Raw genomic sequence first — 20876 nt, forward strand, 5'->3', positions numbered from 1 at the left:
GGGCGACAAGATCAAGCCCGTAGATCCCGAAGCGCTGCTGGCGCGGGGGCTGGTCGAGTAGTGTCCAACTGGGAGCTTATCGACTTCAACCCCGATACCGGGTTGAGGAAGTATGTAGGCGACCATCCCGACGACCCTGACGGCGTTCTTGTGCGCTATGAGCAAAGCGCGAAGTCGATCGATGCCATTATCGAGCGGAACAAGAGGGCGCAGATCGATAGCCAGGGCAAGCGCCTGGGCAGTCTCGAAAAGGTCGCAGAGATACCTGTCGGCGTCATGTATGAATGGCTGGTCAAGTTCGGCGTGGACGCCTGGAACCCCGACCATTCGGATGCAGTCAAGAAGCTGCTGAATGACCCCGACTATCGCTATCTCAAGTGCAAGAACATAATTCTCTGAGGGGTGGGCCATGACGATTGCTGTTTCGACCTCCCCGGCCAACTCTATCTCGAGCCTGTCCGATCTCGTGGCGGAAATCCGCGATGAAATGGACGACGACGCCTATCCGCTCGACAAGATCAACCGGGCCATCGGGCGGGCTGAGGCGGTGTTCAACCGTGAATTGCGCTGCCCCCGGATGGAGACGGAATACGTCTTCACTACCTCGCAAGAGGAAACGGACCTGCCGCTGGACTTTCTCCAGCTGCGCTCGGTTTACGCTGAAGGCTCGCCCGACAATCCGCTTACGTCGATGTCTCCGAACGGGCTTCGGCAGCTCTACCGGGGCATGGCGGGCGTGCCGATGGCCTGCGCTATCGAAAACCGCCGCCTCGTTATCGCCCCCGTTGGCGAGACGACCCTGACGATCCTTTACTACGCGCGCATTCCGGCGCTTACGGACAGCAACCCGACGAATTGGCTGCTGGACGAACACCCCGATGTTTACCTGCACCAGGTTCTGTCGATCCTGTTCAATAAGACGGGTGACAGCGAGCGGGCGGCGCTCAATCTCGACATCGCGACCAGCCTGCTTACGCAGATCAACGACAGCGGCAAGAAGAACCGCTGGGGGGCGGGGCCGTTGACCCCGCTGGGCGTAACGCAAGTGTGCGGCGCGCGTATCTGACATGCGCTGGCCCCTTCCGCCGTTCCTGCCCGACCAGTTGCCGCGCGGGGACATCCTGACTGTCTGTAAGAACGTTTATCCCGCACAGAACGGCTATCGTCCGGTCGGGGGCTTCGAAAGCATTTCGCAGCCGCTTCCTGCGACCTTCAAGGGCGGTGCCAGCTTCATTTCCACCGGCGGGGGTGCCTTCCTGCTGGCGGGCACGTCGAACGGCCTCGTGCGGCTTTACAGCGGGGTCTGGAGTGATCTTCTTACGTCGCTCACTGTGCCTTCGCGGTGGAAGTTCGCGCAGTTCGGCGATTACGTGGTGTGCGTCAACGGCGGCATTACGCAGCAAGTGAACCTGCCGGCCAGTTCGGCAAGCGCCATCGCTGGAGCACCTACCGGGACTGACGTAACGGTCATTGGCGATCACGTCATTATCGCGCAGCCGGATGGCGACAATCTCAAGGTGGCGTGGAGCGCGTTCAACGATCATACCTCGTGGACGCCCGGTGTCGATCAGGCTGGTGAGCAAATCATGCTGACCGGCGGCGAGGTCATGGGCGTGGCCGGGGGCGAATACGGGGTAATTCTCCAGCGTCAAAGGCTGGTGCGTATGAGCCGCACAGGGGATGCAGACGCGCCATTCCAGTTTGACGAGATCAGCACGAATTTCGGGTGCGCTTCGAAGGCCTCGATTGTGCAGTCCGGGCGCACGGTGTTCTTTCTGTCCGACCGCGGCTTTATCGCGCTCGACGACGGGCAGGCCATTCGGCCTATCGGCAACGAAAAGTTTGATCGCTCGTTTCGCGAGCAGCTTGGCGAGGATGCTTTCGAGAATATCTGGGCTGCGGTGGATCCGAAGCGCACGCTGGTTATCTGGGGCATCCCCGGCGTGGTCGGCACGGCATGGGTTTACGATTGGGCACTCGACCGGGCCAGCACGATTGAGATGCCGTTCGATGGGGTGTTTGCGGGCTTCGAGAACAGCATCGACCTGGACGCGCTGGCGGTCCTTTATCCCGATCTCGACGCGATGCCTTACACGCTGGACGATCCGCGCTGGAGCGGCGGTGCCCCGCGCTTGTATTTCGTGCAGGACGGCGAGGTGGGCACGCTTGAAGGCCAGAACATGACCGCGACCCTGAAGGGTGGGCGGTTTACGCCGAACCCCAACCGGGTGACGCGCCTTAGGGCCGTGTGGCCCGACACTGACGCAATCGACGGTGTGACGGTCAACGTTACGTCGGCCCAGCGCCGGGGCGATGCAGGAATTGTCGATACGGGCAGCAACTTGCAACCCTCAGGGCGGATCCCGCTTCAGGCGCGCGGCAAGTATATGGATTTTGAGACGGTCATCGCGAACGACCGCTGGACCTACATCGAAGCGCTGGAGCTGGAACAGTCGGCAGGGGGGCTGCGATGACGCCGCGCGTTCCGGTTGACGACAAGACTGCTGACTGGCCGCGCAAGGTGGCGCAGGCGATCAACCGGCTTATCGGCAAGGCGGTCGAGCGGGACGGGCAGACGATCTACACCGCCCCGACGATTAGCGATCCGCCGACACAGGCGCAGGTGCAGGCAATCGCGGATGCGCTTGAAGCGGTTTCGGACAGGCTGAAATGAGGTTTGGCGAGCAGGCGTATCTGCCATTCCGCGAACAGTTCGTTGCGCTCGATCCCGAGCGTTACCCGCCAGAATACATCGACGCGCAGGTTTGGGCGGGGTTCTGGGCCTGCTGGGGAACCGACCGCGCCGCGATACTGGCGGAAATCAAGACGTATCCCAGCGGATTGAGGGAGGTGCATGGCCTCGCCGCTGCGGGCGATATGCAGGAGATCGTCGCGCTCATCCCGATGGCGGAAGCGTGGGGCAAGCAACAGGGGTGCCGCCTGGCGAGCATCGAAAGTCGTCCGGGGTGGGTCAGGGTGCTCGACGACTACGAGGTCGATCAGGTGCGAATAGTGAAGGAATTGAGCGATGGGTCTTAGCTCGAAAAAGACGAAGACGGAACAGACGAACCGCCCGATTTACAGCCGCCAGATCGAGGGTGCGGCCGCCGCGCAACAGGCGGCATATGACCAGTCGAGGGGCAAGATTGCGGACGTTTCGGATAACCTGCTGGGCCTGTCTGACGACCTGCTGGCCCGGTTTCGCGAGGGCGATCCCGCGATTGATGCCGCAAAGGGCTATCTCACCGACACGCTGACCGGCGACCCGACGCAGAACCCCTATCTCGACGACATGATCGCGCAGACGAACGACAGCGTTCGCAACCAGCTTCAGGCGAAGATGGGCACGCGGGGGCTTACCGGCGGTTCGGATTATTACGGCCTGATCGGGCGCGAGCTGGCGAAGAACGAAACCGGCCTGCGCTATACCGACTATGACAAGGCGATGGATCGCAAGACGCAGGCGGCCGGGTTGGCTCCGGGCGTCACGGCGGCGGAGTATATCCCGGTCGCCGGTGCGATGGAGGCGGGCCAGGCGGGCGCGATGCTGCCGCTTCAGGGTGCGCTTGCCAACTCTGCTGGCGTTGGCGGGCTGTTGGGCCAGTATCAGAACGTGAAGGGCACGCAAAAGCAATCCGGCAGCTTCATGGACATGCTTGGCATGGGGCTTCAGGCGGCGAGCATGTTCAGCGACCGGCGACTGAAGACCGACGTGCGCCGTGTTGGGCGGACTGACGCGGGCACCCCGATCTACACCTATCGCTACGGTGGCGAAGGGCCGTTCCACATGGGGGTCATGGCCGACGAAGTGAACGAGAACGCTCTTGGCCCGGTCGTCGATGGCTTCGCAACCGTCCGGTATGAGGAGGTGGCCTAATGGCTGTCGGCTTCAGGAACGCCCGCAGGGGCCTGTTCGGCGCGCCACGAGACGTGCAAATGCCCCCGATTGTCCCCCAGCGGACGCCACAGGGCGAATACGGGCTTGGTTTCCAGAAACCGGACGCAAAGCCCGGCCTCGGCACCCGCCTGCTGGGCGAGGGGTGGGAGGACAAGGCGTTCGCGGTGGGCGGGCTGATGCGCGGCGACCCCTCGGGGGCCTACATGCTTCAGCAGCGCAAAGACATGGCGGCCCAGCAAGCGGCGCAGACTGCGGCCGAGCAGCGCAAGCGGGCGGCCGATCTGGCGGACTGGCGGTGGAAACAGGACTACCAGCGGGAAAATCCCGGCGGAACCGCTTTGCAGCAGAATTACGAATGGCTCAGGGAAACCAATCCCGACGCTGCCGACGCCTACCTTGAGCGCATGACGTCGAACTACGAATACCGCCAAGGGCCGGACGGTCGGTTCTACCGGATCGACATTGCTGAACAGCCTGCGCGACCGGTTGGGGGCCTCAAGCCAATGGGAGGCACCGGTGGCAACGCCGGTGGCGGGTTTTGATGCCGATTTCGACCCGCTGGGGTGGGCGCGTCAGCAGGGATTTACCCCGACCAGTGGTTTTCGCACGCAAGCGCATCAGGACGCGCTGCGGGCGCAGGGGCTGACGAAAACGCGGCATAGCTCGCACACGCGGGGCGATGCACTGGACTTCGCGGTTCCTAAGGGAATGACGAAGGCCCAGGCTATCGCGATGGTGCAGCGTCAATATCCGGGGGCCAAGGCCATCCCGAGTAACGGTAATTCAATTCACGTCACCTTCCCGGGTTGGGGGAAGGCACCGGACGTTAGCGGTTCGCGCCGCAGATATGGGGGACGCTGATGCCTCGTTTTGTCGATGATGCTGGCAACATTTGGGAGGCGTCGGGGCCGAATGACCCGAACCCGGTGTTTGTCTCAGGCCCGCAGTCGCAGATGCCGGCCGATCCGACGTATCAGTATGAAGGGCCAAAGGCGGCGGCGGATGCTCGCCGTGCTGAGGCCAATGCTACGGTTGCGGCGTCCACCATGGATGCCGAGATCCGCAAGGCCAATGCGGAGGCTGCTGCCGCGCAGGCGCAGGCCAACAAACTGATTGCGGAGCAGAACAGCGGCGGAGGACTTACCCCGGGGCAGCGCAAGGTCGATGAAGCGTTCGCGACCGACTATGCCGATTGGACGGCGGGTGGCGGTTTGGCCGGGCTGGAGAACAAGCTGCGCGTGCTGGAGGAAGCGCTCGACACCATCGAGGGCAGCGATACGATCACTGGCCCCGTCTTCGGCCGGCTCCCCAAGTTTATCCAGCAGATGGTCAATCCGGCGAGCCAGGACGTTCGTGCAGACGTTGAACGGGCCATTCAGGAAACCCTGCGCCAGACGCTGGGCGCGCAGTTCACGCAAAAGGAAGGCGAAGGCATCCTAGCCCGAACGTTCGACCCCACTCAGAACGAGGAATCGAACGCGCGCCGCCTGCGTAACCTTATCAGCGAGTTGCGGTCCTCCGGGGCAGCGAAAGACAGCGCCGCCCGCTATTACGAGCAGCACGGCACGATTAAGGGTTGGACCGCGCCGCGCGGCAGCAACATCGGGCAGGAATATCGTAACGCCCTGACCATGCCGCGTGCGATCCGCACGGGCGGCCCACAGGCGGCGGGGGCAGGCGCGACCACTACGGCAGAGCCGTATCCCCCTGAAATGGTCGCAGCGCACGAGCAGCTGGTGAACCGCCTCTTGCAACAGGGCGGCGGCCGTCTCGACCCGCAAGCTTACGCTCGTGCCCGCGCGGACCTTAACCGCCAGTTCGGGTATCAGGGCGACGAACAGGGTGACATTGCCTGGGCAAGCCGCATCAACGATTATCTCGATCAGGGCGGATCCTCAGTCCCGGCGGGCATTACCCCGCCCGAGCGCGACCTATCTACCAGCGAGCAAGTGCGGAACGACATTGCTGCCTCGCCTCTCGGGGCCGCGGCAATTGGTGCAGCCGACATGGGCGGATTCGGCGGTGTGTCCGCGCTCGCGCCCGCTCAGATGCAGGCCCTCAGCGAGGAACAGCCCCTTGCGCTGACAGCAGGACAGATCGGCGGCTCGATCACCGGGACTGGGCTGTTGGCGCGCGGTGCAGGCGCACTTGCCGGAAAGGCAGCGCCGAGCCTGCTGGGCGGCGGTAGCCGGGCACAGTTTGGCCGCAACGTTGCAACGGATGCAGCATACGGCGGCATTTACGGCGGCATTACCGAGCAGGATCCGCTGGCCACCGCCGCATTCGGCGCGGGCGGCTCTGTCCTGGGGCAGGGTGTCGGCCGGGCGGCAGGCAAGGCCGTGGGAGGCATCAACGCTTCGCAGCCGGTGCAGGCTCTGCGCGCCCGAGGCGTCCCGCTGACGGTGGGGCAGTCGCTGGGCGGTATGGCCAAGTCGGTTGAGGACAAGGCCACGAGCATCCCGCTGGTGGGCGATATGATAAACGCTCGCCGCCTTGAGGGGTTGCAGGCGTTCAATCGCGAAGCGTTCGACGAAGCGGGCAAGCCCATCGGCGCGCGGGTTGACGCTATCGGCCGGGAGGGCACCGAAGCACTCTACGAACAGGCCGGCAATGCCTACGATAGCGCGACGGCAGGCGTGGAAGTGCCGCTTGACGGCCAGTATGCCAGCGACTTCAGCGAAATTGCGGCGATGGGGCAAAGGCTCCCCGACGACCTGCGGAATAAGCTCGGCCTCGCGCTGAACAATCGCGTCAATCCGATCAACGACGCTGGCGCGATGACGGGCGACACTTACCAGCAGGCCATTCGCGGCCTCAAGTCCTACAAGTCGGAGAACATCAAGCCGGGGTTCGAAGGCGACTACCGAGCGGCCCTCACAAAGGCTCAGGATGCCCTCACCCGACAGATGGAGCGCGGCGGCGGGGAAAGCGTCGTGCGGGGGCTTGATAATGCCAACGCGGCTTATCGGAACACGAAGACGCTAGAGGATGCTGTCTCGCGGGCAAAAGGCGGCTCGCAATCCGGCGAGATTTACACCTTCACGCCGTCGCAGCTTCAGGGTGCGGTGGCAAAAACGCAAAAGAAGTATCCGGGTGAGATGGCTCTCCGGGATCTGGCCGACGAAGGGCAGGCGGTCCTCCCTTCGCAGATCCCCGACAGCGGGACGGCCGGACGCGGAGCCCAGATGCTCATGGGCGGCAGTCTTGTCGGTGCAGGTGCCGGCGCAGGTGCGGGCCTCGGCGGCGGTGAAGGCGCACAGACGGGTGCCATCGGGTCCGCGCTCGCCACCCTCGCACTAATGGCAGGGGGCACAAGGCGGGGACAGAAAGCGCTGACGAAAGCCCTGCTGGATCGTCCCGAGGCGATGAAAACGGCGGGACGCATCATCAATGCCCGCCGTGGGCTGTTCGGCCGGGCAACCCTGCCGCTCACTGTGTCCGAATACTAACTGACGGGTTGAATGGGGAGTTGGCCCGTAAGTAGCCACACCCCTGCCATGGCCATGACGGTCAAATACCCGATGAAGGCGAAAGCGAGGACGCTTAGCTCTTTGGCAACGGTCCAGCGTCTGTCCCAAGGGGAGGCTTCGTCGCTGCGGGTGAGGGCGTCGATCTTCGCTTGATGCCGTTTCGCCAGGAACAGTTCCACGTCCCACGGTTCGAACCGAGATTGCCGTAGTTCCGCTTCTATCCGCTCGATGGTGGGATCGCTCACCCGGGCACCATACCACAACCTAGCAGCCGCTCCAATACGGGGCGGCTTTTTCGTTTGGAGCGCCGCAATGTCCTTCAGCGACTACAGCCTTACGCCATCGAACAATCTGACCATCGACGGGCAGTCCATTGCCGAGGGCACGACCTCGCCAGGCACGATCAATATGGCAATTCGCCAGCTCATGTCTGACGGGCGCGAGCTTTACGATCAGGTGACCGCAATTGACCTGTCGGGCTACGCGCCGCTCGACGCCCCTGCCTTCACCGGACAGCCCACAGTCAGCGCGCGCGGGGCGGTCCTGCACCATGGAAATGCGGCAAACGCCTCGGGCCGCATATTCGTCCAAGCAGAGGGCGCGGCCACCCCAACAATGTCAAATGGGGACATTTTAATGACGTATTAGGTTGCTCAGATTCGCCCTTTGTTCTAAGGTCAGCGGGCCGCAACGGTGCTGGTAACACCGCGCGGCCCTGACCAACACGAGCGATAGGAGCGCCCGTATGGCTGACCAAGCCGATAGCCCGCCCGATGAAGTTTGGAAAGCCATTCCCGGGTGGGAGGACCGTTACGAGGTTAGCAACCTTGGGCGCGTGAAGTCTAAAGCACACGTTCAGCACTTCCTATCGAAACGCGGGAACCCCGTTACCCGCAAGGTGGGGGAGCGCTTGATGAGGGCTACTGCAGGGCCCTACGGTTATCTCCGGGTTTCGTTGCAACGCGATACTAAGATCAGACCGGCGCTTGTCCATCGTCTCGTTTGTGAGGCATTTCACGGCCCTTGCCCGCCCGACAAAGAACACTGTGCTCATTGGGATGGCAATACCGGCAATAATCGAGCGGAAAATCTGCGCTGGGTGACAGCCCGAGAAAACGGATCGGATCGAATTCGACTGGGGGCCGCCCCTCGCGGAGAGCGGGTCCATAACTCCAAATTGGATGCGGCGTCTGTCCGGCAGATGCGCCTCCGTTACAGGCGGGGCGAGGGCACCAATGCGCTGGCGAGGGAATACGGGGTGTCCCCTGCCACCGCCTGCAATGCGATCAAGCGAAAAACCTGGAAGCACATTTAAGGGGGCTTCGAAATGAAAAGACTGAGGGAGCGGCCTACGGGCCGCTTTTTTTGTGCCTGATGGCCCTGCAAATCCGCGACGCGGGCACGCTCCGCACGATCACGAGACTGACTATCCGGCAGGCGGGGGTCAATCGCAGCATTCGCACCTTGAAGGTCATGGATGGCGGCGTGTTGCGGACGGTTGCGATCTTTGCCGATCCGCTTGCGGTCACTGCGCCCGATACGAGCGGGCATCAGGACAGTTCGACGGTTGTAACGAACCTTGTGACGGCCAGCCCCAGCGGGGGCTTCAGTCCCTACACTTACGCCTGGTCGCTGGTTGCGAATGGGGGCGCAAACCCCTCGACCGCCACCGCGCCGACCAGCGCTGGCACCAGCTTCAGCAAGAGCGGCCTGATCCCCGGGCAGATCGTCACTGACACCTGGCGTGTCATCGTGACCGACTCTCTCGGCCAGACCGCCTCCCACGACATTTCCGCGACTTTCACCAGGGGGACCGGTGGCGCATGAACAAGTATTATGAAACGCTGACCAACCTGCGCGGCGACGTGCTGTTTGGCTATCGGGCGCAGATCGTGGACGACACCGGCGCGGTGGTGGACATTTACCAGGACCGCTCAGGCACGCGGTTCACTGACGGCGCTGGCAATATCGTCAACTACGCCACGTCGGACGAAGACACCGGCATGGTGCAGTTCTACTGGACCGCCGCGACCGGGCAGCTCTTGCAGGTGTTGGACCCGGGGGGCGACCTTGCTCGCCCGCCGATTGAGGGGTTTGGCGACAACTACGTCCTGAACAACTTGCCGGGCGATATTCCGCAGAGCGCGGTCACCGACCTGACCACCGACTTGGATGCGAAAGAAAACTCGGCCGATCTCGCCGCGTCCGGTGGCGCAGGCCGTGTTGGCTGGATCGACAGCGGGGCCGGGGCCGCGTTGCGGGACGTGGAAGCCAAGCTGCGCGAACGTCCTTCGGTTCTCGACTACGGCGCGGACCCGACCGGGGCGACGGATAGCACGGCGGCATTTGTCGCGGCTTACGACGCGCACTTGGGGCAGGAAATTTTCATCCCCGATGGGACCTACACCCTCTCCCCTGGGGCCATGAAGTTGAACGCCGCAGGAACGCGATGGGTCGGGGCCTCTAAGTCCAGCACGATCATAAAGGCTGCGTCGGGTGCCACTGGCGCGATTTGTCAGAACACTAATTCGGCGTTCGGATCTACCGCTTATTGCGGGGTCGAGAAGCTGCATTTCGATCTTAACGGTGAGGACTGCATAGCGGTTGATCTCGCCAGTGTTAATAACGCTGTGGTGCGCGATTGCTCGTTTACGGGCGGCGCGGGGTTCGGAAGTCCGACCACCACGGGCGGTTCTGCCGTGGTTACGCTATCCGGTGCGGGGGGGAATAACACGTCTCGGGTCAGGGCTGGGCAGTCGGTTTTCGGCCCCCATATTCCCGCCGGGACGACCGTTCTATCCGTAGATAGCGCAACGCAATTCACCATGTCTGCCAACGCAACGGGCGCGGGCCAGCCTGTCTATTGCGCGGGCGGGATTAGCGTCAGGTGTTCGGCTCCTCTTGATGCTGCCTCCTACACTAACTCCATCATGGACTGCGCGGCGATATATATGAAGCGTTCGTTTGTGGCCGAAGATGCGGCAAACGAAAACAGCTTCTTCAACTGTGAGGCCATCGCCTGCGATTTTGGTTTCGACGTTGAAAATGGTGTCGATACAATTGGCATCACCAGGGGGCGCGCGGAAGGCTGCCGGGTCGGGCTGAGAACCGGGGGGCGCGAAACCGCTTGTGTCGGGGTTCGATTTGAGGCGAGCCAGGCCGCTGATGTTGAATTTGCGGCGGGATGCACCCGGCCTTCGTTCCTGTCCTGCCATACCGCGACAAGCCCGGTGGTGTTTCTCAATCCGGCAAACTCCACGGGCCTTTATTCCCGTGGCGGGACGTTCCCCCAAAGGGATATCGAGCCGAACACCTCCAATCCCGTTCTCCACGCTGCGCGGCAGACGTTCGCGGCGGCGGGGTCGTCCCCTGCCTCGTCCACGGCGAGCACGGGATATTCGGCATATTTCCAGGACTTTGCTCTGTTCAGGAGCCAGGTCGCAATTGAGTGGGAGAATTACAACGGCGGTAGCCCTGACAACAGGATTGTCTTCGCGAGTGCCGACACCAGCGATAACATCAATATTTCCGCTTATCGGCGCAAGACGGGGACTTATGGCAATGTGAACCTCAGTCAGCGGCTGTCCGCCCGCCCGGATGGCCTGTATTACACTGGAACAAAGGTTCTGGGCGCGCAACAGCCCGCAATTGCTGACGATGCCAGCGGTGCCCCCAATCAGGCGACCCTCAATGAGGTTATAGCGGCACTTCGCAACCATGGGATAATCGCGTCATGACGACGCTCGAATCCCGCTTTCTTATCAGCCTTTTGGCCGGTGCGGCGCTTTGTTCGCTGGCGGCCTGCGCCTTCGTTTGGGGGAGGTGCAGGTGAAAATGACACAGGGGGAGCGATTGGCCCGCATCGAAACCTTGCTCGAAGAGGGCGTGGTCAAGCGCATCGACGAACTGAGCGCGGACATGAAGGCCATTCGCGCCGATCTCGATACCGACAAGGCGGAACTGGCGCAATTGAAGAACCGGGGCATCGGCCTGCTGGTGGGGGTTGGCCTCGCCGGTGGGGCTGCCGGGGCCGGGTTCATGAAGCTCTGGCAAGGGATATTCGGGTAATGCCCACACCGCGGCTAAGCGAAGATCAGCTTCTAGAGGCCCTTCGCGTCGTCTCTGAGTACGGCAGCATTGCGGAGGCGGCCCGCCGGTTGAACATGCCGCGCCAGACTCTTTCCGATCAAGTCCATAAGGCGAGGGAGAGGTTCCAAACCGGCGACGAACTGAAAGCCGACATGGAAGGCCGCATTGCCGAGGGCTTCGAGCTTCGCGGCTATTCCCAGTTCACGAAAACGCAGACGGGTGAGCCGATATGGCTCAAGACGCGCAAAGCGGAGCGTGACTATTGGGAGGGGATCGCCAGCGCAATCGAGCGGGTCAAGCCAATCGATCCGACGCGCATTCCGGCCGCCCCGGACGAACCCGATGCAGACGTAATCCCGTGGCTGCAAATCGGGGACGCCCATATCGGGATGCTAGCGAGCGAGGTGGAGACGGGAGCCAACTTCGACATCGCGATTGGCAAGCGCGAGATCATGGAAGCCGCCGCCGCGTTGATCGATGCAGCGCCGGATTGCGAGCGCATGGTCATTAACGACCTTGGCGACGGGACACACTTCGAAACGTTCAAGGCGGAAACCGAGGCGAGCGGTCACGCGGTCGATCAGGACACCCGCTATTGGAAGATGATCGACGCTTACCTGGAGATCAGCGAGTTCATTTGCGAGCGCGCGCTGGCGAAGGCGCAGAAAGTGGACCTGCTCTATAATCAGGGCAATCACTCGCGGTCGAACGATGTCTGGATGGCGGCGCATATGCGTTCGCTCCACCGGAACAATCCCCGCGTGACGGTCCTGCCAAACCAAAGCCCCTACATCGCCTATCGCATGGGCAAGACGCTGGTGGTTGTCCACCATGGCGACAAAGCCAAGCCCGAAAAGTTCCGCGACGTGGCTTCAAGCGATTTCAGCGCGGATTGGGGGGAGGCTGAGTTCCGCTATCTCGACGGCGGCCACGTCCACCATTCGCAGCGGAAAGAGCTTGCCGGGTGCGTGTTCGAAAGCTGGAACAACCTCGCGCCCCGCGACAAGTATGCCCATGACGGGGGCTGGCGCTCAAAGCAGTGCATGAGCCTTGTCCTGCGGTCCCGCCGCTACGGCGACCGGGGGCGGATTGTCATGCCTATCGAGATGGTGCGCGACCGCATCCTTCAAAAGCATCCCGACCACTACACTCCGCCGCAATTGAGGGCCTTCGCAGCATGATCGACCGTCTCGCATTTTGGCTTGGCGATGAAGCCGAGGCCGTTTGGCAAGCCCATCTCGACCAGTGCGAGGCGGACGCCGAGGAACAGCGCCAGCGCAGGGAGGAAATCGATGAGTGACCGCACCCGCCCGGAAGGCTTCGCCGTGTCCGAAACCAACGCCGGTTTCGCGAACGTGCTGTTCAAGATCGTGAAGCGCCTGGACGCTGGCGAGCCCGCCTCTGACTGGGGGTGCTGGGTGCAGGAAATTGGCCGTTCGATGGGGAGGTCACGATGAACCGCAAGACCGTGTTCGATGCAGTCCGCCGCCTGTTGGGCCGTAGCTTCAAGCAAGTCGAGGTCGAAGCACTCGACCGTGCGCTAGACGCTGCCATGCGGAACCTCGACTATGCCGGGAACGAACTGGCCCTGAGCGACGATGGGCTGGATCTGATTAAGGAATTCGAAGGCTGCAAGCTGACGGCCTATCCCGACCCCGGCACCGGGGGCAAGCCTTGGACTATCGGTTACGGCGCAACCCGCATTGACGGGCGGCCCGTTCACCCCGGCGAGACGATCACGCAGGCGCAGGCTGACAAGCTGCTGCTAGTGGACATTGAGCGTCACGCTGACCCTGTGCGGGATATGCTCGGCAGCGCCCCCACTACGCAAGGCCAGTTCGATGCGATGGTGTCGTTCGCGTTCAACCTTGGCCCTGATAGCCTCAAACGCTCCACGCTGTTCCGCAAGCATATGGAAGGCGACTACGAAGGCGCTGCGAACGAGTTTGCGCGCTGGAACAAGGCCAACGGTAGGGTGCTACGCGGGCTGACGCGTCGCCGTGCTGCCGAGGCCTCCATGTATCGCGGAGAGGCCCGGTGAAGGCCCTAGCGGCCATTGCAGCCGGTCTATCGGTAGCATCGGCCGCGCCGGTCGAGCGCCCCTACTTCGCCGGAATGCCGCCTGAGCGGTTCCAAGGGGAAGGGGTGGCAATCGTCATGTTCGCAGATGACGTGAACGATCATTGCCCGTTGGGAGTGCCTGCTGGTTACACCCTGCTGGGATGCGCGTTCCAGGTTGAGGGAACGCCGGTGCTGGTGCTGCCGAACCCGTGCCCGATGGGGGACGTAGAGTTGTTCGCGCGGATTGCCTGCCACGAACTAGGGCATCGAAACGGGTGGAGCGGAGGGCACGAGCTATGAAACTGCTGCGCGACCTGCTGTATGCGCGGGGCAACGAAAACCTCGACATTTCGCGGCTGTCTTCGCTGCTGGGCGTCTTGACGTTTCTCGGCGCGTCGATCTGGCATGTGTTCGTGAACAAGAGCTTCGACCCGGTGGCATTCGGCGGGGGGTGGACTGCCCTGTGCGCCGGTTGCGGGGGGTGGATCTATGCGCGCCAGAAATATGAGGCGGAGGGAGGGGATTAGCTAGGCGCGGACAGGTTCGTGGACCTGTTGACGCGGAGGCGTTCCAGCTTGTCTAGCGCCTCGCCCTCTGCCTCAATCCGGCTCCATCCCTTCCGTCGCAGCCCGTCCACCACGCTATCATAGAAGCGTTGCTCGCCATCGGGCAGAAATTGACGGTCACTCATCCTTCACTCGCTTTCTGCCTGCAAAGGCACTCGACAGTGACTTCCGGCGGATCATCGCGATGGTGATAGATGCGCAGGAACCGGCCATCGTAGTGCATCGGCGGCGGCCTCCACGTCACTCGATAGGTGGTTTCCTCGCTCATTCCCTGCTCGCTTTCTGCCTCTTAACGAGGCGGTCCATGATCTTTCTCCGCTCTTTTCGGGCGGGGGCTGCAAATGCGATTATGGCGTCCAGTTCCTTTAAGCGCTGCCTCTCTTTGTCGGTGGCGTAGTCGAGGGGATTAGGCATCGGGCGCTTTCGGTAGGGGCATCCACTTGAGGGGCTTACCCCGCCCGCTCGCCCCAGCCCAAATTGCCGTGAGCCACCATTCATCGCCGCCCAGCCATGTGCCGACGGTGTGCCCCGTGGCCTTTGTGTCGGTGAACGGCCCCTCATAGAAAAGCAAAACTGCCTCACCTTGCGGTAGTGTTTCAATCGGCTGCCAGTCCATACTCAATCCCCTTTCTCGACAGATACTGCCGAATCCGGCCCGATAAAGCAAGCGGAAAATACTTGCCAAAACCTGCGGAACATGGCAAGAACATAGCGAAAGGAAGTGCGATGCTCTTAGCGTGGCTCGGGACAAAGGCGCTTGGCCTACAGCGGTGGATATGGCTCGCCATCCTGCTGGCGGCCCTTATCGGCGGCATTCTGTGGCTCCAGGCCCGCGAGGAAGCGGACGACAGGGCCAATCAAGAGATCGGCGCGAAGGTCCAACGGGAAGGGGATCTACGCAAGACTATCGAACGGGCGGAGAAAGCCAATGAAGCGCGCGATGACATTCGGACTGGTGATCGCACTCGTTACGAGCAGTGCCTGCGGTCGGCACGAACCCCCGCGAACTGCCAGCGACTTCTGCCTAGCCGCTAAACGGCTGACCGTGGAGCCGCACCCGATCGCTCCCGACGCGGACGACCCGGGGAACCTGTTCGATACCGAGCAAACCTTCCTAGAGGTGCTTGCCCATAACGAGGTTTACGACCGGCTTTGCTCTAAGCGGTCAGCTTCGGCATCGTAAACGCGGCCCAAGCGAAGAACGCTGCCCCTGCCACCAGCAACAGGCCAAAGGCAAACCGCGCGATCTTGTTCCCCCTGTCATGATCGGGGTTCGGAACGAAAGCGGCCACCCCCATGGCAATGCCCCATAAGAGACAGCACGCGGCGGTAACGGAAAGGGCAACGTCAGGGATGGCTAGTCTCTCGTATCGTCTCTGCCTCTAGGGCAAGCATGGTCAGTATAAGATACTCTCTCATGCGTCCCTTACGGAAGGCAAGACGAGCGCGGGCCAGGATGTTTTCTCGAATCATGGCCTGCGGTCTATGCAGGGTGGGGGCGTGTAGGAAAGTGAAATTGCACTAGGGCCGGGCGCGACTCCGGCTGTGTGGGCGATAGGCGCTCACCTGCGCCTCGTTTTAGTCCAGTCGAGGGTCCGGTTGGAACCGGGCGGGAATCGAACCCGCATAAGGCGATTGGGTTGTTTACCGACCGCTGCCTATCACCAGTTACAGCCACCGGCTCCACAATCAGATATTCGACTTCTCGCTCCACTGATTAGCGCTTCTGCTTTCAGCGCCGCCTAGTGCGATGGCCTCACTACCACATTTTTTCCTTGGCTACAAGCCGGTATTCCGCTACAGAGAGAGGGTGACGCGGCGGTTCAGTGACGCACCCGCGATACACCTGATCGCGGGTGAGGCTGCGCGTAAGGACGCTTTGGCCGCTGCGTCACAACGATAGGAGATCACCATGCGCGAAGGCGTCGGCAGTATGACAGGCGAAGGCTGGGGCGGCGATTAGCCCGGCAGCTCCGGTCCCACCTCGATCCGCTCAGCCCTATGGGAATAGATCACCACCGCTAACCCCAGGATAATCAGGGTTCCTAATACGCCTATAAGAGTGCGGCTCACTTGGCGGCTTCGATCACGGCGCGGTAGATGCGGAGGACGTCTCGCTCGGGATCGTCTGAGTCTAGGCACCAGTTATCCAAGCCTCTCTCCACCATCGCTTCCGTAGGCTCCACAGGCAACACAACAAGCCCTGCTTGCTTGAAGAACGCCAGCAGCTTCTTCGCCTGTGGTTCGTAGGACCAATCTTCGTCGCAGCCCTCGGGATCGCTTTCCCGTAACCCTCTCGCTATCACCTCTCTAAGATCAGTCATATTTGCCGTCCTCCTTGTGGTGGTCGAGGCGTTCAATATGCGCGGCGACATTCCATGCGGCCATTTCGTCTAGTCCGATGACGCTTGGAAAAGTCCGCAGCCACGCCACAATCGCAGCCCGTTCGCGTTCTGCCTCAGTCATCGCTCTATTCTCCCTTACCGATCATTCAGGGCGGGTAACCGCGATCTCCGTTGGCGACCACTCGTTGCCTTCTAGGCGTATCTCTGCCCGAACAAGATCGTCACTCGAATACTCCCCGGCAGCGCGCATCATATCGCGCATCCCGGCCATGCTATTCGGCGCAAAGCCCGAAATAACCGGGCCGTCGCTCGGAATGATACGCCAGAAAAAGCGCCCGCTGTGCTGCATCGGGCGGCAATGTAGGGGATCGCTACCCCTTCTTCGGTGTCATTGGCTGCATTACGCACGATGTCTCTCCTATTGTTCGCTGGTGGCTTTGCGGTGGGAGGCGAGGGCGGCTTCAATAGGGGAATTATATACTTGACTTCCCATCCTCCTAATCCTGCTTCTTTCGGCGACGCTTCACGCGGCGTTCGATCTTCTTCGCCTGCTGGCCTTTGTCGGCAGGTCGGTAAGCCATCACCTTGTCGGTTACAGCGTCGAGTATTTGCTTGATGCGTTCGGTCATTCTTCCCGCTCCTTTGCCAGGAAAGAGGCAGGACAACCATGCATTGAGTGACGCGCAGGGCATTGCTCAATGCGCTGGCGAAGGCTGGCGATCTCCGCCGCCGCTTGTCGGATTAGTCCATAGGCAACATCGCGCTCTTCATCTCCCCCAAGGGGATTTTCCCAGCACAAGTCCACGAACTCCAATAGGCGAGTTTCTAAGGCCACAGTTCTGCCGAACCTCGCTGCCTTGTGGCGCTCCCAAGCCGCGTCAATCATCGCGGTTTCCTTCTCGGTCAAAGGCCGGTTTTCATCGTTCGTATTATTCATGCGATCAACTCCGCGTAGGTGATGCGCCGCCCAATGGCTGCACTGAACAGCCGCTCAAGGCGTTGCATGGTGTGATGGCTCACATCGCCGTCACCAAGGCGGAAAGCGAACTCTCCGACATAGCGATGCAGATGCTTCGGGCTTGCGTGGTGATAGACCCCGTGCAGACCGCGCTTGAGCAACGCGAACACGCTCTCAATGCCGTTCGTGGTCACATCGCCTCGCACATACTCGCCAGCGGAATGGTTGATGCGCTCATGCTTGTAGAGCAGCCCGCCGACGCGGTTGTAGATCGCACTTTCGTCAGTGTGGATGGTCGAGCCGACTTGAACATGGCGACTAGTGAAGCCGTTGGCATTGCGGCCCGTGACAGTATCGCGGACTTCTGCCTTGACCTGTCCGCTCTCGCGTTCGCGGCCAGCGATCACGGCAGTCTTACCGACACCGCCACGCCCCAGCTTGAGACGCTTGCTTTCGTGCTTCGCGGACTCTTTGCCGCCAATGTAGCATTCGTCGATTTCGACCGTTCCTGCCAGTTCAGTAGGGTCGTTGCCGCAGGCTTCGCGCAGCCGTTGAAGCATGAACCAAGCGGTCTTTTGCGTGACGCCGATCTGCGCGTGAAGCTGGACGCTGCTGATACCCTTGCGAGCCGTGACGAGCAGATACATGGCGTAGAGCCATTTGTGCAGCGGCACCTTGGACCGCTCGAAAATCGTGCCCGTGCGGACGGTGAAATCGAGCAAACAGGCGTTGCAGCGGTAGAAGCCGCCTTTGCGCGTTCCGATGCGTTCCGCCTCGCCACAAGCGGGGCAGGTGGCCCCGTCAGGCCAGCGTCGCTCCTCGAAATAGGCGCGGGCGCTCTCCTGATCGGGGAACATCTGAAACAGTTCGAAAGTGGAGATGGTCGATTTGCTCATTACGCAACTCCTTGTTCGCGCAACGCGTCACGAGCGATAGCTTTTGATGCGGCGCAGCAATCAACATCGGCAACGATTGCCGCCAGCGCTCCACGGTAATGGAGTAGCGCGTCCGCTGCGGAACGATGCTTTATAGATGACATATCACCTGTATCTTCGAGATTGGGTTGATATGTCATTCGCCATTCCTCATTGAGCCTTTCAATCTTCCGCATCGCGGACGCGTAAGTCTCATGGCAGGAAACTAGCGATCCATCGAGCCTATCCCAAACCTGATGATAGCGGAACCGAGCGGTATAGCCTTTCTCATATTCATAACGAACCGGCATGGTATACGGACTTTGTCCCATGTTTTTCTCCTTTTCTTTAGCGGCTTACCCGCCCGATAAGAAGATAGCTACCCTATCTGTTTTCGGGAGTCAAGTATATAATTCCCTTCAATAGCATCCCATGCAGACTGGATGCACTCTCCGTCAGCTTCGTTGGGAACGGGCCAGTCAGCGGGGATTTGTGGACCACCATCCTGTAAGCATTCAGCCGGTATAAGAAGTGCGAGTTCCTCTTTCGCGCATTGGAGTGCCGCTGCCGACTCCCGCAACGCCGCTGCCTGAGCTTCGATGCGATCACACAGTTCGTCAATCGTTACGCTGTGCGGATCGTCCTGGCCGCTCGCCAGAAAGCGGGCGCGCTCTACCAGTTTATCCTTCATGTCAGTTATCCTTCTTGCTGGGGGAGAGGCGGGCGATCTCGGCGCGCAATTGCTCGTTCTCTCGATTGAGTTCTTTGTTGCGGGCCTTGGCCTTGGTGAGCGCCTCCTGGAGTGTGCCAAGCTGCCTCGCCTGTCGCTTGGCCTTCTGCTTGAAGGATTCATCCGCCGGAGCTTCGTCCAACTGGGCGAGGCGGTTCTTGATCCACAGGATCGACAGGCGCGTGAAACCGAGCTTCCTGGCGACCCCGATCCCGCCGCCGGTCCCGGACATGGCCTTCTTCATCTCCGTAAGCTCAGCGGCCTGCGCGGATTGCTCCCGCAACCATCCCTGTAGAACGTCGGGATCGCTTTCCTGCTCGACAGTTTCTCGGTCGAGTTCTTCAACGTCGAGGGGTTCGAAATATACGTTCATGTCGGGCCTCAAAAGATGCAGGCGTGCAGGGCGCGCCGGTTGGTCGGAAGCCGCGATACGGACAGCGGCCCGGCAAGCAGTAGCCACCCCTTTTGCCCGACCAAGCGGACGAACCGCGGTCGATGAAGCGCGCTCATGAAGGCGATGACCACGCCTGCGAAGCCGAACTGGAAGCCGGTGATTTTAAGTTTAGCCATGTTTCCTATCTCCATTGCTAGAGGGAAGGCGGGCGCAGAAAAGTGGTCCGCGATTGGTCCGCAAATGCTCGTTTGTTCTGCATTGAATCCCGCCTTGTTCTCGCGACGTTGGACAGGTCCAAGGCGAAAAGGCGGCTGTCTTCTCGGTGTAAACGAGATGCTCTACCAACTGAGCTAACCGCCCCACGGGAGCGCCAGCACATAGCGCGCATGGCCGGATAATCAATCGCCCGCGGCGCATGGGCATTGGCGGCGCGGCGCGGCGGCGCTAGGGCGCGCGGACATGAGCCAACCGCACATTCGCATCCTGGCCACCGGCGGCACGATCGCGGGCATCGCCGGCTCCGCGATCAAGCACGAATATCGCGCGGGCGAGATCGGGATCGACGAATACCTGGAGAAGGCCGGCGGCCTGGGGCTGGGGGCGGAGCTTTCGGGCACGCAGATCGCCAACATCGATTCGGCCAATATCGGCCCGGCGGTGTGGGACGCGCTTCACGCGGCGGCCCAGGGCGCGTTGGCCGAGGACGATTGCCACGGCGTGATCGTCACCCACGGCACCGATACGCTGGAGGAAACCGCCTTCCTGCTCGACCAGGTCCTGCCCGCGCACAAGCCGGTGGTGGTCGTGGGCGCCATGCGACCGGCCGATGCCGTCGGCTATGACGGCCTGCGCAATTTCGCCAATGCGGTGCGCGTCGCCAGCGATCCGCAGGCGGCGGGGCGCGGCGTTCTGGTGGTGATGGGCGACCGTGTCTTCGCCGCGCGCGACGTGTACAAGGTCCGCACCCGGGGCACCGAGGCTTTTCGCGGCTTTCCGCGCGAATCGGTCGCCCTGGTGACGCCCGCCTCGCTCGAATGGTTCGGCGCCCCCTGGCGCAACGGGACCGGCGCGGCCTTTCGGTGGACGGCGGACCTGCCCGAAGTCGCGATCGTCTACGTCCATGCCGGTCTCGATGCCGAGGCCCTGCGGCGACAGGTCGGGCCGGGCACGCGCGGGGTGGTGATCGCCGGCGTCGGCGAAGGGAACATGCCCGATGCCGTGCGGGGCGAACTCGCGAAACTGGCCAGAGAGGGTGTCCGCGTGGTCCGGTCGAGCCGCGCGGACGAGGGGCTGGTGGACCGCGAGCCGGCCGACGACAAGCGCGGTTTCGTCGCCGCGCGGGCGCTCAACCCGCAGAAGGCGCGCATCCTGCTGCAACTGCTGCTGGCGAGCGGGCAAGGCGATCCCGCGGCCATCCAGCGCGCCTTCGACGGCGGCTAGCCTCCCCGCCG

30 protein-coding genes and 1 pseudogene are annotated in these 20876 nt (G+C 62.0%); 20 read left to right on the plus strand and 11 right to left on the minus strand.

Features of this window, described 5'->3' with window-relative positions:
- The first annotated feature begins 60 nt into the window (after nucleotides 1-60).
- Genes GRI72_RS02910 through GRI72_RS02950 form a run of 9 tightly spaced genes read left to right on the plus strand, consistent with a single transcriptional unit; the run spans nucleotide 61 to nucleotide 7347 of the window.
- Nucleotides 61-399 carry a hypothetical protein gene (locus GRI72_RS02910; RefSeq protein WP_160732411.1) on the plus strand — a complete coding sequence of 113 codons (339 nt, stop codon included), beginning with the start codon at nucleotides 61-63 and terminating at the stop codon, nucleotides 397-399.
- A gap of 10 nt (nucleotides 400-409) precedes the next feature.
- Nucleotides 410-1066 (plus strand): phage adaptor protein, encoded by a 657-nt coding sequence (locus GRI72_RS02915; RefSeq protein WP_160732412.1) that lies wholly within the window; start codon nucleotides 410-412, stop codon nucleotides 1064-1066.
- 1 nt (nucleotide 1067) lies between these two features.
- Nucleotides 1068-2474, plus strand: a complete 1407-nt coding sequence (locus tag GRI72_RS02920) for a hypothetical protein (RefSeq protein WP_160732413.1) — start codon at nucleotides 1068-1070, stop codon at nucleotides 2472-2474.
- Nucleotides 2471-2674 (plus strand): hypothetical protein, encoded by a 204-nt coding sequence (locus GRI72_RS02925; protein ID WP_160732414.1) that lies wholly within the window; start codon nucleotides 2471-2473, stop codon nucleotides 2672-2674. Before GRI72_RS02920 ends, GRI72_RS02925 begins: the two co-directional genes overlap by 4 nt.
- The gene (locus GRI72_RS02930; protein WP_160732415.1) at nucleotides 2671-3039 is read left to right on the plus strand and encodes a hypothetical protein; all 369 of its coding nucleotides are present in this window, start codon (nucleotides 2671-2673) and stop codon (nucleotides 3037-3039) included. Before GRI72_RS02925 ends, GRI72_RS02930 begins: the two co-directional genes overlap by 4 nt.
- Entirely contained in the window at nucleotides 3029-3877 is an 849-nt protein-coding gene (locus tag GRI72_RS02935; protein ID WP_160732416.1) for a tail fiber domain-containing protein, read from the plus strand. The genes GRI72_RS02930 and GRI72_RS02935 overlap by 11 nt, the downstream gene beginning before the upstream one ends.
- On the plus strand, nucleotides 3877-4440 hold the full coding sequence (locus tag GRI72_RS02940; RefSeq protein WP_160732417.1) for a hypothetical protein: 564 nt from the start codon (nucleotides 3877-3879) through the stop codon (nucleotides 4438-4440). Before GRI72_RS02935 ends, GRI72_RS02940 begins: the two co-directional genes overlap by 1 nt.
- Nucleotides 4415-4759 carry a M15 family metallopeptidase domain-containing protein gene (locus GRI72_RS02945; protein WP_160732418.1) on the plus strand — a complete coding sequence of 115 codons (345 nt, stop codon included), beginning with the start codon at nucleotides 4415-4417 and terminating at the stop codon, nucleotides 4757-4759. Before GRI72_RS02940 ends, GRI72_RS02945 begins: the two co-directional genes overlap by 26 nt.
- Nucleotides 4759-7347, plus strand: coding sequence for a hypothetical protein (locus GRI72_RS02950; protein ID WP_160732419.1), 2589 nt, complete (start codon nucleotides 4759-4761; stop codon nucleotides 7345-7347). Before GRI72_RS02945 ends, GRI72_RS02950 begins: the two co-directional genes overlap by 1 nt.
- On the opposite strand, the gene GRI72_RS02955 is transcribed toward GRI72_RS02950, so the two are convergent.
- Nucleotides 7344-7613 (minus strand): hypothetical protein, encoded by a 270-nt coding sequence (locus GRI72_RS02955; protein WP_160732420.1) that lies wholly within the window; start codon nucleotides 7611-7613, stop codon nucleotides 7344-7346. The genes GRI72_RS02950 and GRI72_RS02955 overlap by 4 nt on opposite strands.
- 67 nt (nucleotides 7614-7680) lie before the next feature.
- On the opposite strand from GRI72_RS02955, the gene GRI72_RS02960 reads away from it, so the two are divergent.
- From GRI72_RS02960 to GRI72_RS03000, 10 genes are all read left to right on the plus strand, one after another.
- Nucleotides 7681-8016, plus strand: coding sequence for a hypothetical protein (locus tag GRI72_RS02960; protein ID WP_160732421.1), 336 nt, complete (start codon nucleotides 7681-7683; stop codon nucleotides 8014-8016).
- 97 nt (nucleotides 8017-8113) lie between these two features.
- Complete coding sequence (locus GRI72_RS14990; RefSeq protein WP_160732422.1) at nucleotides 8114-8683, plus strand: NUMOD4 domain-containing protein; 570 nt, start codon at nucleotides 8114-8116, stop codon at nucleotides 8681-8683.
- A gap of 59 nt (nucleotides 8684-8742) precedes the next feature.
- Complete coding sequence (locus GRI72_RS02970) at nucleotides 8743-9195, plus strand: hypothetical protein (RefSeq protein WP_160732423.1); 453 nt, start codon at nucleotides 8743-8745, stop codon at nucleotides 9193-9195.
- Nucleotides 9192-11105, plus strand: a complete 1914-nt coding sequence (locus tag GRI72_RS02975) for a glycosyl hydrolase family 28-related protein (protein WP_160732424.1) — start codon at nucleotides 9192-9194, stop codon at nucleotides 11103-11105. The genes GRI72_RS02970 and GRI72_RS02975 overlap by 4 nt, the downstream gene beginning before the upstream one ends.
- A gap of 115 nt (nucleotides 11106-11220) precedes the next feature.
- On the plus strand, nucleotides 11221-11436 hold the full coding sequence (locus tag GRI72_RS02980) for a hypothetical protein (protein WP_160732425.1): 216 nt from the start codon (nucleotides 11221-11223) through the stop codon (nucleotides 11434-11436).
- Entirely contained in the window at nucleotides 11436-12638 is a 1203-nt protein-coding gene (locus GRI72_RS02985) for a helix-turn-helix domain-containing protein (RefSeq protein WP_160732426.1), read from the plus strand. Before GRI72_RS02980 ends, GRI72_RS02985 begins: the two co-directional genes overlap by 1 nt.
- On the plus strand, nucleotides 12635-12757 hold the full coding sequence (locus GRI72_RS14825; protein ID WP_272916361.1) for a hypothetical protein: 123 nt from the start codon (nucleotides 12635-12637) through the stop codon (nucleotides 12755-12757). Before GRI72_RS02985 ends, GRI72_RS14825 begins: the two co-directional genes overlap by 4 nt.
- Entirely contained in the window at nucleotides 12750-12914 is a 165-nt protein-coding gene (locus GRI72_RS02990) for a hypothetical protein (RefSeq protein ID WP_160732427.1), read from the plus strand. Before GRI72_RS14825 ends, GRI72_RS02990 begins: the two co-directional genes overlap by 8 nt.
- Nucleotides 12911-13498, plus strand: coding sequence for a lysozyme (locus tag GRI72_RS02995; protein ID WP_160732428.1), 588 nt, complete (start codon nucleotides 12911-12913; stop codon nucleotides 13496-13498). Before GRI72_RS02990 ends, GRI72_RS02995 begins: the two co-directional genes overlap by 4 nt.
- A gap of 316 nt (nucleotides 13499-13814) precedes the next feature.
- Nucleotides 13815-14045 (plus strand): hypothetical protein, encoded by a 231-nt coding sequence (locus tag GRI72_RS03000; RefSeq protein ID WP_160732429.1) that lies wholly within the window; start codon nucleotides 13815-13817, stop codon nucleotides 14043-14045.
- A gap of 1639 nt (nucleotides 14046-15684) precedes the next feature.
- Here the strand turns inward: GRI72_RS03000 and GRI72_RS03005 are convergent.
- The 10 genes and pseudogenes from GRI72_RS03005 to GRI72_RS03045 form a co-directional block, all read right to left on the minus strand.
- Nucleotides 15685-15769, minus strand: a pseudogene (locus GRI72_RS03005).
- Nucleotides 15770-16153: 384 nt separating this feature from the next.
- Nucleotides 16154-16408 carry a hypothetical protein gene (locus GRI72_RS03010; protein WP_160732430.1) on the minus strand — a complete coding sequence of 85 codons (255 nt, stop codon included), beginning with the start codon at nucleotides 16406-16408 and terminating at the stop codon, nucleotides 16154-16156.
- Entirely contained in the window at nucleotides 16401-16550 is a 150-nt protein-coding gene (locus tag GRI72_RS03015; protein WP_160732431.1) for a hypothetical protein, read from the minus strand. Before GRI72_RS03015 ends, GRI72_RS03010 begins: the two co-directional genes overlap by 8 nt.
- Nucleotides 16551-16926: 376 nt before the next feature.
- Nucleotides 16927-17058: a hypothetical protein gene (locus GRI72_RS14830; RefSeq protein ID WP_272916362.1), complete on the minus strand. Its 132-nt coding sequence runs from the start codon at nucleotides 17056-17058 to the stop codon at nucleotides 16927-16929.
- Entirely contained in the window at nucleotides 17055-17366 is a 312-nt protein-coding gene (locus GRI72_RS03020; protein WP_160732432.1) for a hypothetical protein, read from the minus strand. The genes GRI72_RS14830 and GRI72_RS03020 overlap by 4 nt, the downstream gene beginning before the upstream one ends.
- Nucleotides 17363-18283, minus strand: a complete 921-nt coding sequence (locus GRI72_RS03025; protein ID WP_160732433.1) for an IS1595 family transposase — start codon at nucleotides 18281-18283, stop codon at nucleotides 17363-17365. Before GRI72_RS03025 ends, GRI72_RS03020 begins: the two co-directional genes overlap by 4 nt.
- Nucleotides 18283-18633: a hypothetical protein gene (locus tag GRI72_RS03030; protein ID WP_160732434.1), complete on the minus strand. Its 351-nt coding sequence runs from the start codon at nucleotides 18631-18633 to the stop codon at nucleotides 18283-18285. The genes GRI72_RS03025 and GRI72_RS03030 overlap by 1 nt, the downstream gene beginning before the upstream one ends.
- 47 nt (nucleotides 18634-18680) lie before the next feature.
- Nucleotides 18681-18992 (minus strand): hypothetical protein, encoded by a 312-nt coding sequence (locus tag GRI72_RS03035; RefSeq protein WP_160732435.1) that lies wholly within the window; start codon nucleotides 18990-18992, stop codon nucleotides 18681-18683.
- A 1-nt stretch (nucleotide 18993) separates the two neighbouring features.
- Nucleotides 18994-19404, minus strand: coding sequence for a hypothetical protein (locus tag GRI72_RS03040; protein ID WP_160732436.1), 411 nt, complete (start codon nucleotides 19402-19404; stop codon nucleotides 18994-18996).
- An 8-nt stretch (nucleotides 19405-19412) separates the two neighbouring features.
- Nucleotides 19413-19616, minus strand: a complete 204-nt coding sequence (locus GRI72_RS03045) for a hypothetical protein (RefSeq protein WP_160732437.1) — start codon at nucleotides 19614-19616, stop codon at nucleotides 19413-19415.
- Nucleotides 19617-19884: 268 nt separating this feature from the next.
- Here GRI72_RS03045 and GRI72_RS03050 point away from each other — a divergent pair, with 268 nt between their 5' ends.
- Entirely contained in the window at nucleotides 19885-20865 is a 981-nt protein-coding gene (locus GRI72_RS03050; RefSeq protein WP_160732438.1) for an asparaginase, read from the plus strand.
- Nucleotides 20866-20876: the final 11 nt, after the last annotated feature.

This window comes from Pelagerythrobacter marinus (assembly GCF_009827515.1).
In the GTDB taxonomy this organism is placed as follows: domain Bacteria; phylum Pseudomonadota; class Alphaproteobacteria; order Sphingomonadales; family Sphingomonadaceae; genus Pelagerythrobacter; species Pelagerythrobacter marinus.

Bases quoted from the DNA above. Each gene is read 5' to 3' on its own strand.
- GRI72_RS02915 (WP_160732412.1), top strand. From the start codon at position 410: ATGACGATTGCTGTTTCGACCTCCCCGGCCAACTCTATCTCGAGCCTG.
- GRI72_RS02920 (WP_160732413.1), top strand. From the start codon at position 1,068: ATGCGCTGGCCCCTTCCGCCGTTCCTGCCCGACCAGTTGCCGCGCGGG.
- GRI72_RS02925 (WP_160732414.1), top strand. From the start codon at position 2,471: ATGACGCCGCGCGTTCCGGTTGACGACAAGACTGCTGACTGGCCGCGC.
- GRI72_RS02930 (WP_160732415.1), top strand. From the start codon at position 2,671: ATGAGGTTTGGCGAGCAGGCGTATCTGCCATTCCGCGAACAGTTCGTT.
- GRI72_RS02935 (WP_160732416.1), top strand. From the start codon at position 3,029: ATGGGTCTTAGCTCGAAAAAGACGAAGACGGAACAGACGAACCGCCCG.
- GRI72_RS02940 (WP_160732417.1), top strand. From the start codon at position 3,877: ATGGCTGTCGGCTTCAGGAACGCCCGCAGGGGCCTGTTCGGCGCGCCA.
- GRI72_RS02950 (WP_160732419.1), top strand. From the start codon at position 4,759: ATGCCTCGTTTTGTCGATGATGCTGGCAACATTTGGGAGGCGTCGGGG.
- GRI72_RS02960 (WP_160732421.1), top strand. From the start codon at position 7,681: ATGTCCTTCAGCGACTACAGCCTTACGCCATCGAACAATCTGACCATC.
- GRI72_RS14990 (WP_160732422.1), top strand. From the start codon at position 8,114: ATGGCTGACCAAGCCGATAGCCCGCCCGATGAAGTTTGGAAAGCCATT.
- GRI72_RS02970 (WP_160732423.1), top strand. From the start codon at position 8,743: ATGGCCCTGCAAATCCGCGACGCGGGCACGCTCCGCACGATCACGAGA.
- GRI72_RS02975 (WP_160732424.1), top strand. From the start codon at position 9,192: ATGAACAAGTATTATGAAACGCTGACCAACCTGCGCGGCGACGTGCTG.
- GRI72_RS02985 (WP_160732426.1), top strand. From the start codon at position 11,436: ATGCCCACACCGCGGCTAAGCGAAGATCAGCTTCTAGAGGCCCTTCGC.
- GRI72_RS14825 (WP_272916361.1), top strand. From the start codon at position 12,635: ATGATCGACCGTCTCGCATTTTGGCTTGGCGATGAAGCCGAGGCCGTT.
- GRI72_RS02990 (WP_160732427.1), top strand. From the start codon at position 12,750: ATGAGTGACCGCACCCGCCCGGAAGGCTTCGCCGTGTCCGAAACCAAC.
- GRI72_RS02995 (WP_160732428.1), top strand. From the start codon at position 12,911: ATGAACCGCAAGACCGTGTTCGATGCAGTCCGCCGCCTGTTGGGCCGT.
- GRI72_RS03000 (WP_160732429.1), top strand. From the start codon at position 13,815: ATGAAACTGCTGCGCGACCTGCTGTATGCGCGGGGCAACGAAAACCTC.
- GRI72_RS03010 (WP_160732430.1), bottom strand. From the start codon at position 16,408: ATGACTGATCTTAGAGAGGTGATAGCGAGAGGGTTACGGGAAAGCGAT.
- GRI72_RS03015 (WP_160732431.1), bottom strand. From the start codon at position 16,550: ATGACTGAGGCAGAACGCGAACGGGCTGCGATTGTGGCGTGGCTGCGG.
- GRI72_RS14830 (WP_272916362.1), bottom strand. From the start codon at position 17,058: ATGACCGAACGCATCAAGCAAATACTCGACGCTGTAACCGACAAGGTG.
- GRI72_RS03020 (WP_160732432.1), bottom strand. From the start codon at position 17,366: ATGAATAATACGAACGATGAAAACCGGCCTTTGACCGAGAAGGAAACC.
- GRI72_RS03025 (WP_160732433.1), bottom strand. From the start codon at position 18,283: ATGAGCAAATCGACCATCTCCACTTTCGAACTGTTTCAGATGTTCCCC.
- GRI72_RS03030 (WP_160732434.1), bottom strand. From the start codon at position 18,633: ATGGGACAAAGTCCGTATACCATGCCGGTTCGTTATGAATATGAGAAA.
- GRI72_RS03035 (WP_160732435.1), bottom strand. From the start codon at position 18,992: ATGAAGGATAAACTGGTAGAGCGCGCCCGCTTTCTGGCGAGCGGCCAG.
- GRI72_RS03040 (WP_160732436.1), bottom strand. From the start codon at position 19,404: ATGAACGTATATTTCGAACCCCTCGACGTTGAAGAACTCGACCGAGAA.
- GRI72_RS03045 (WP_160732437.1), bottom strand. From the start codon at position 19,616: ATGGAGATAGGAAACATGGCTAAACTTAAAATCACCGGCTTCCAGTTC.
- GRI72_RS03050 (WP_160732438.1), top strand. From the start codon at position 19,885: ATGAGCCAACCGCACATTCGCATCCTGGCCACCGGCGGCACGATCGCG.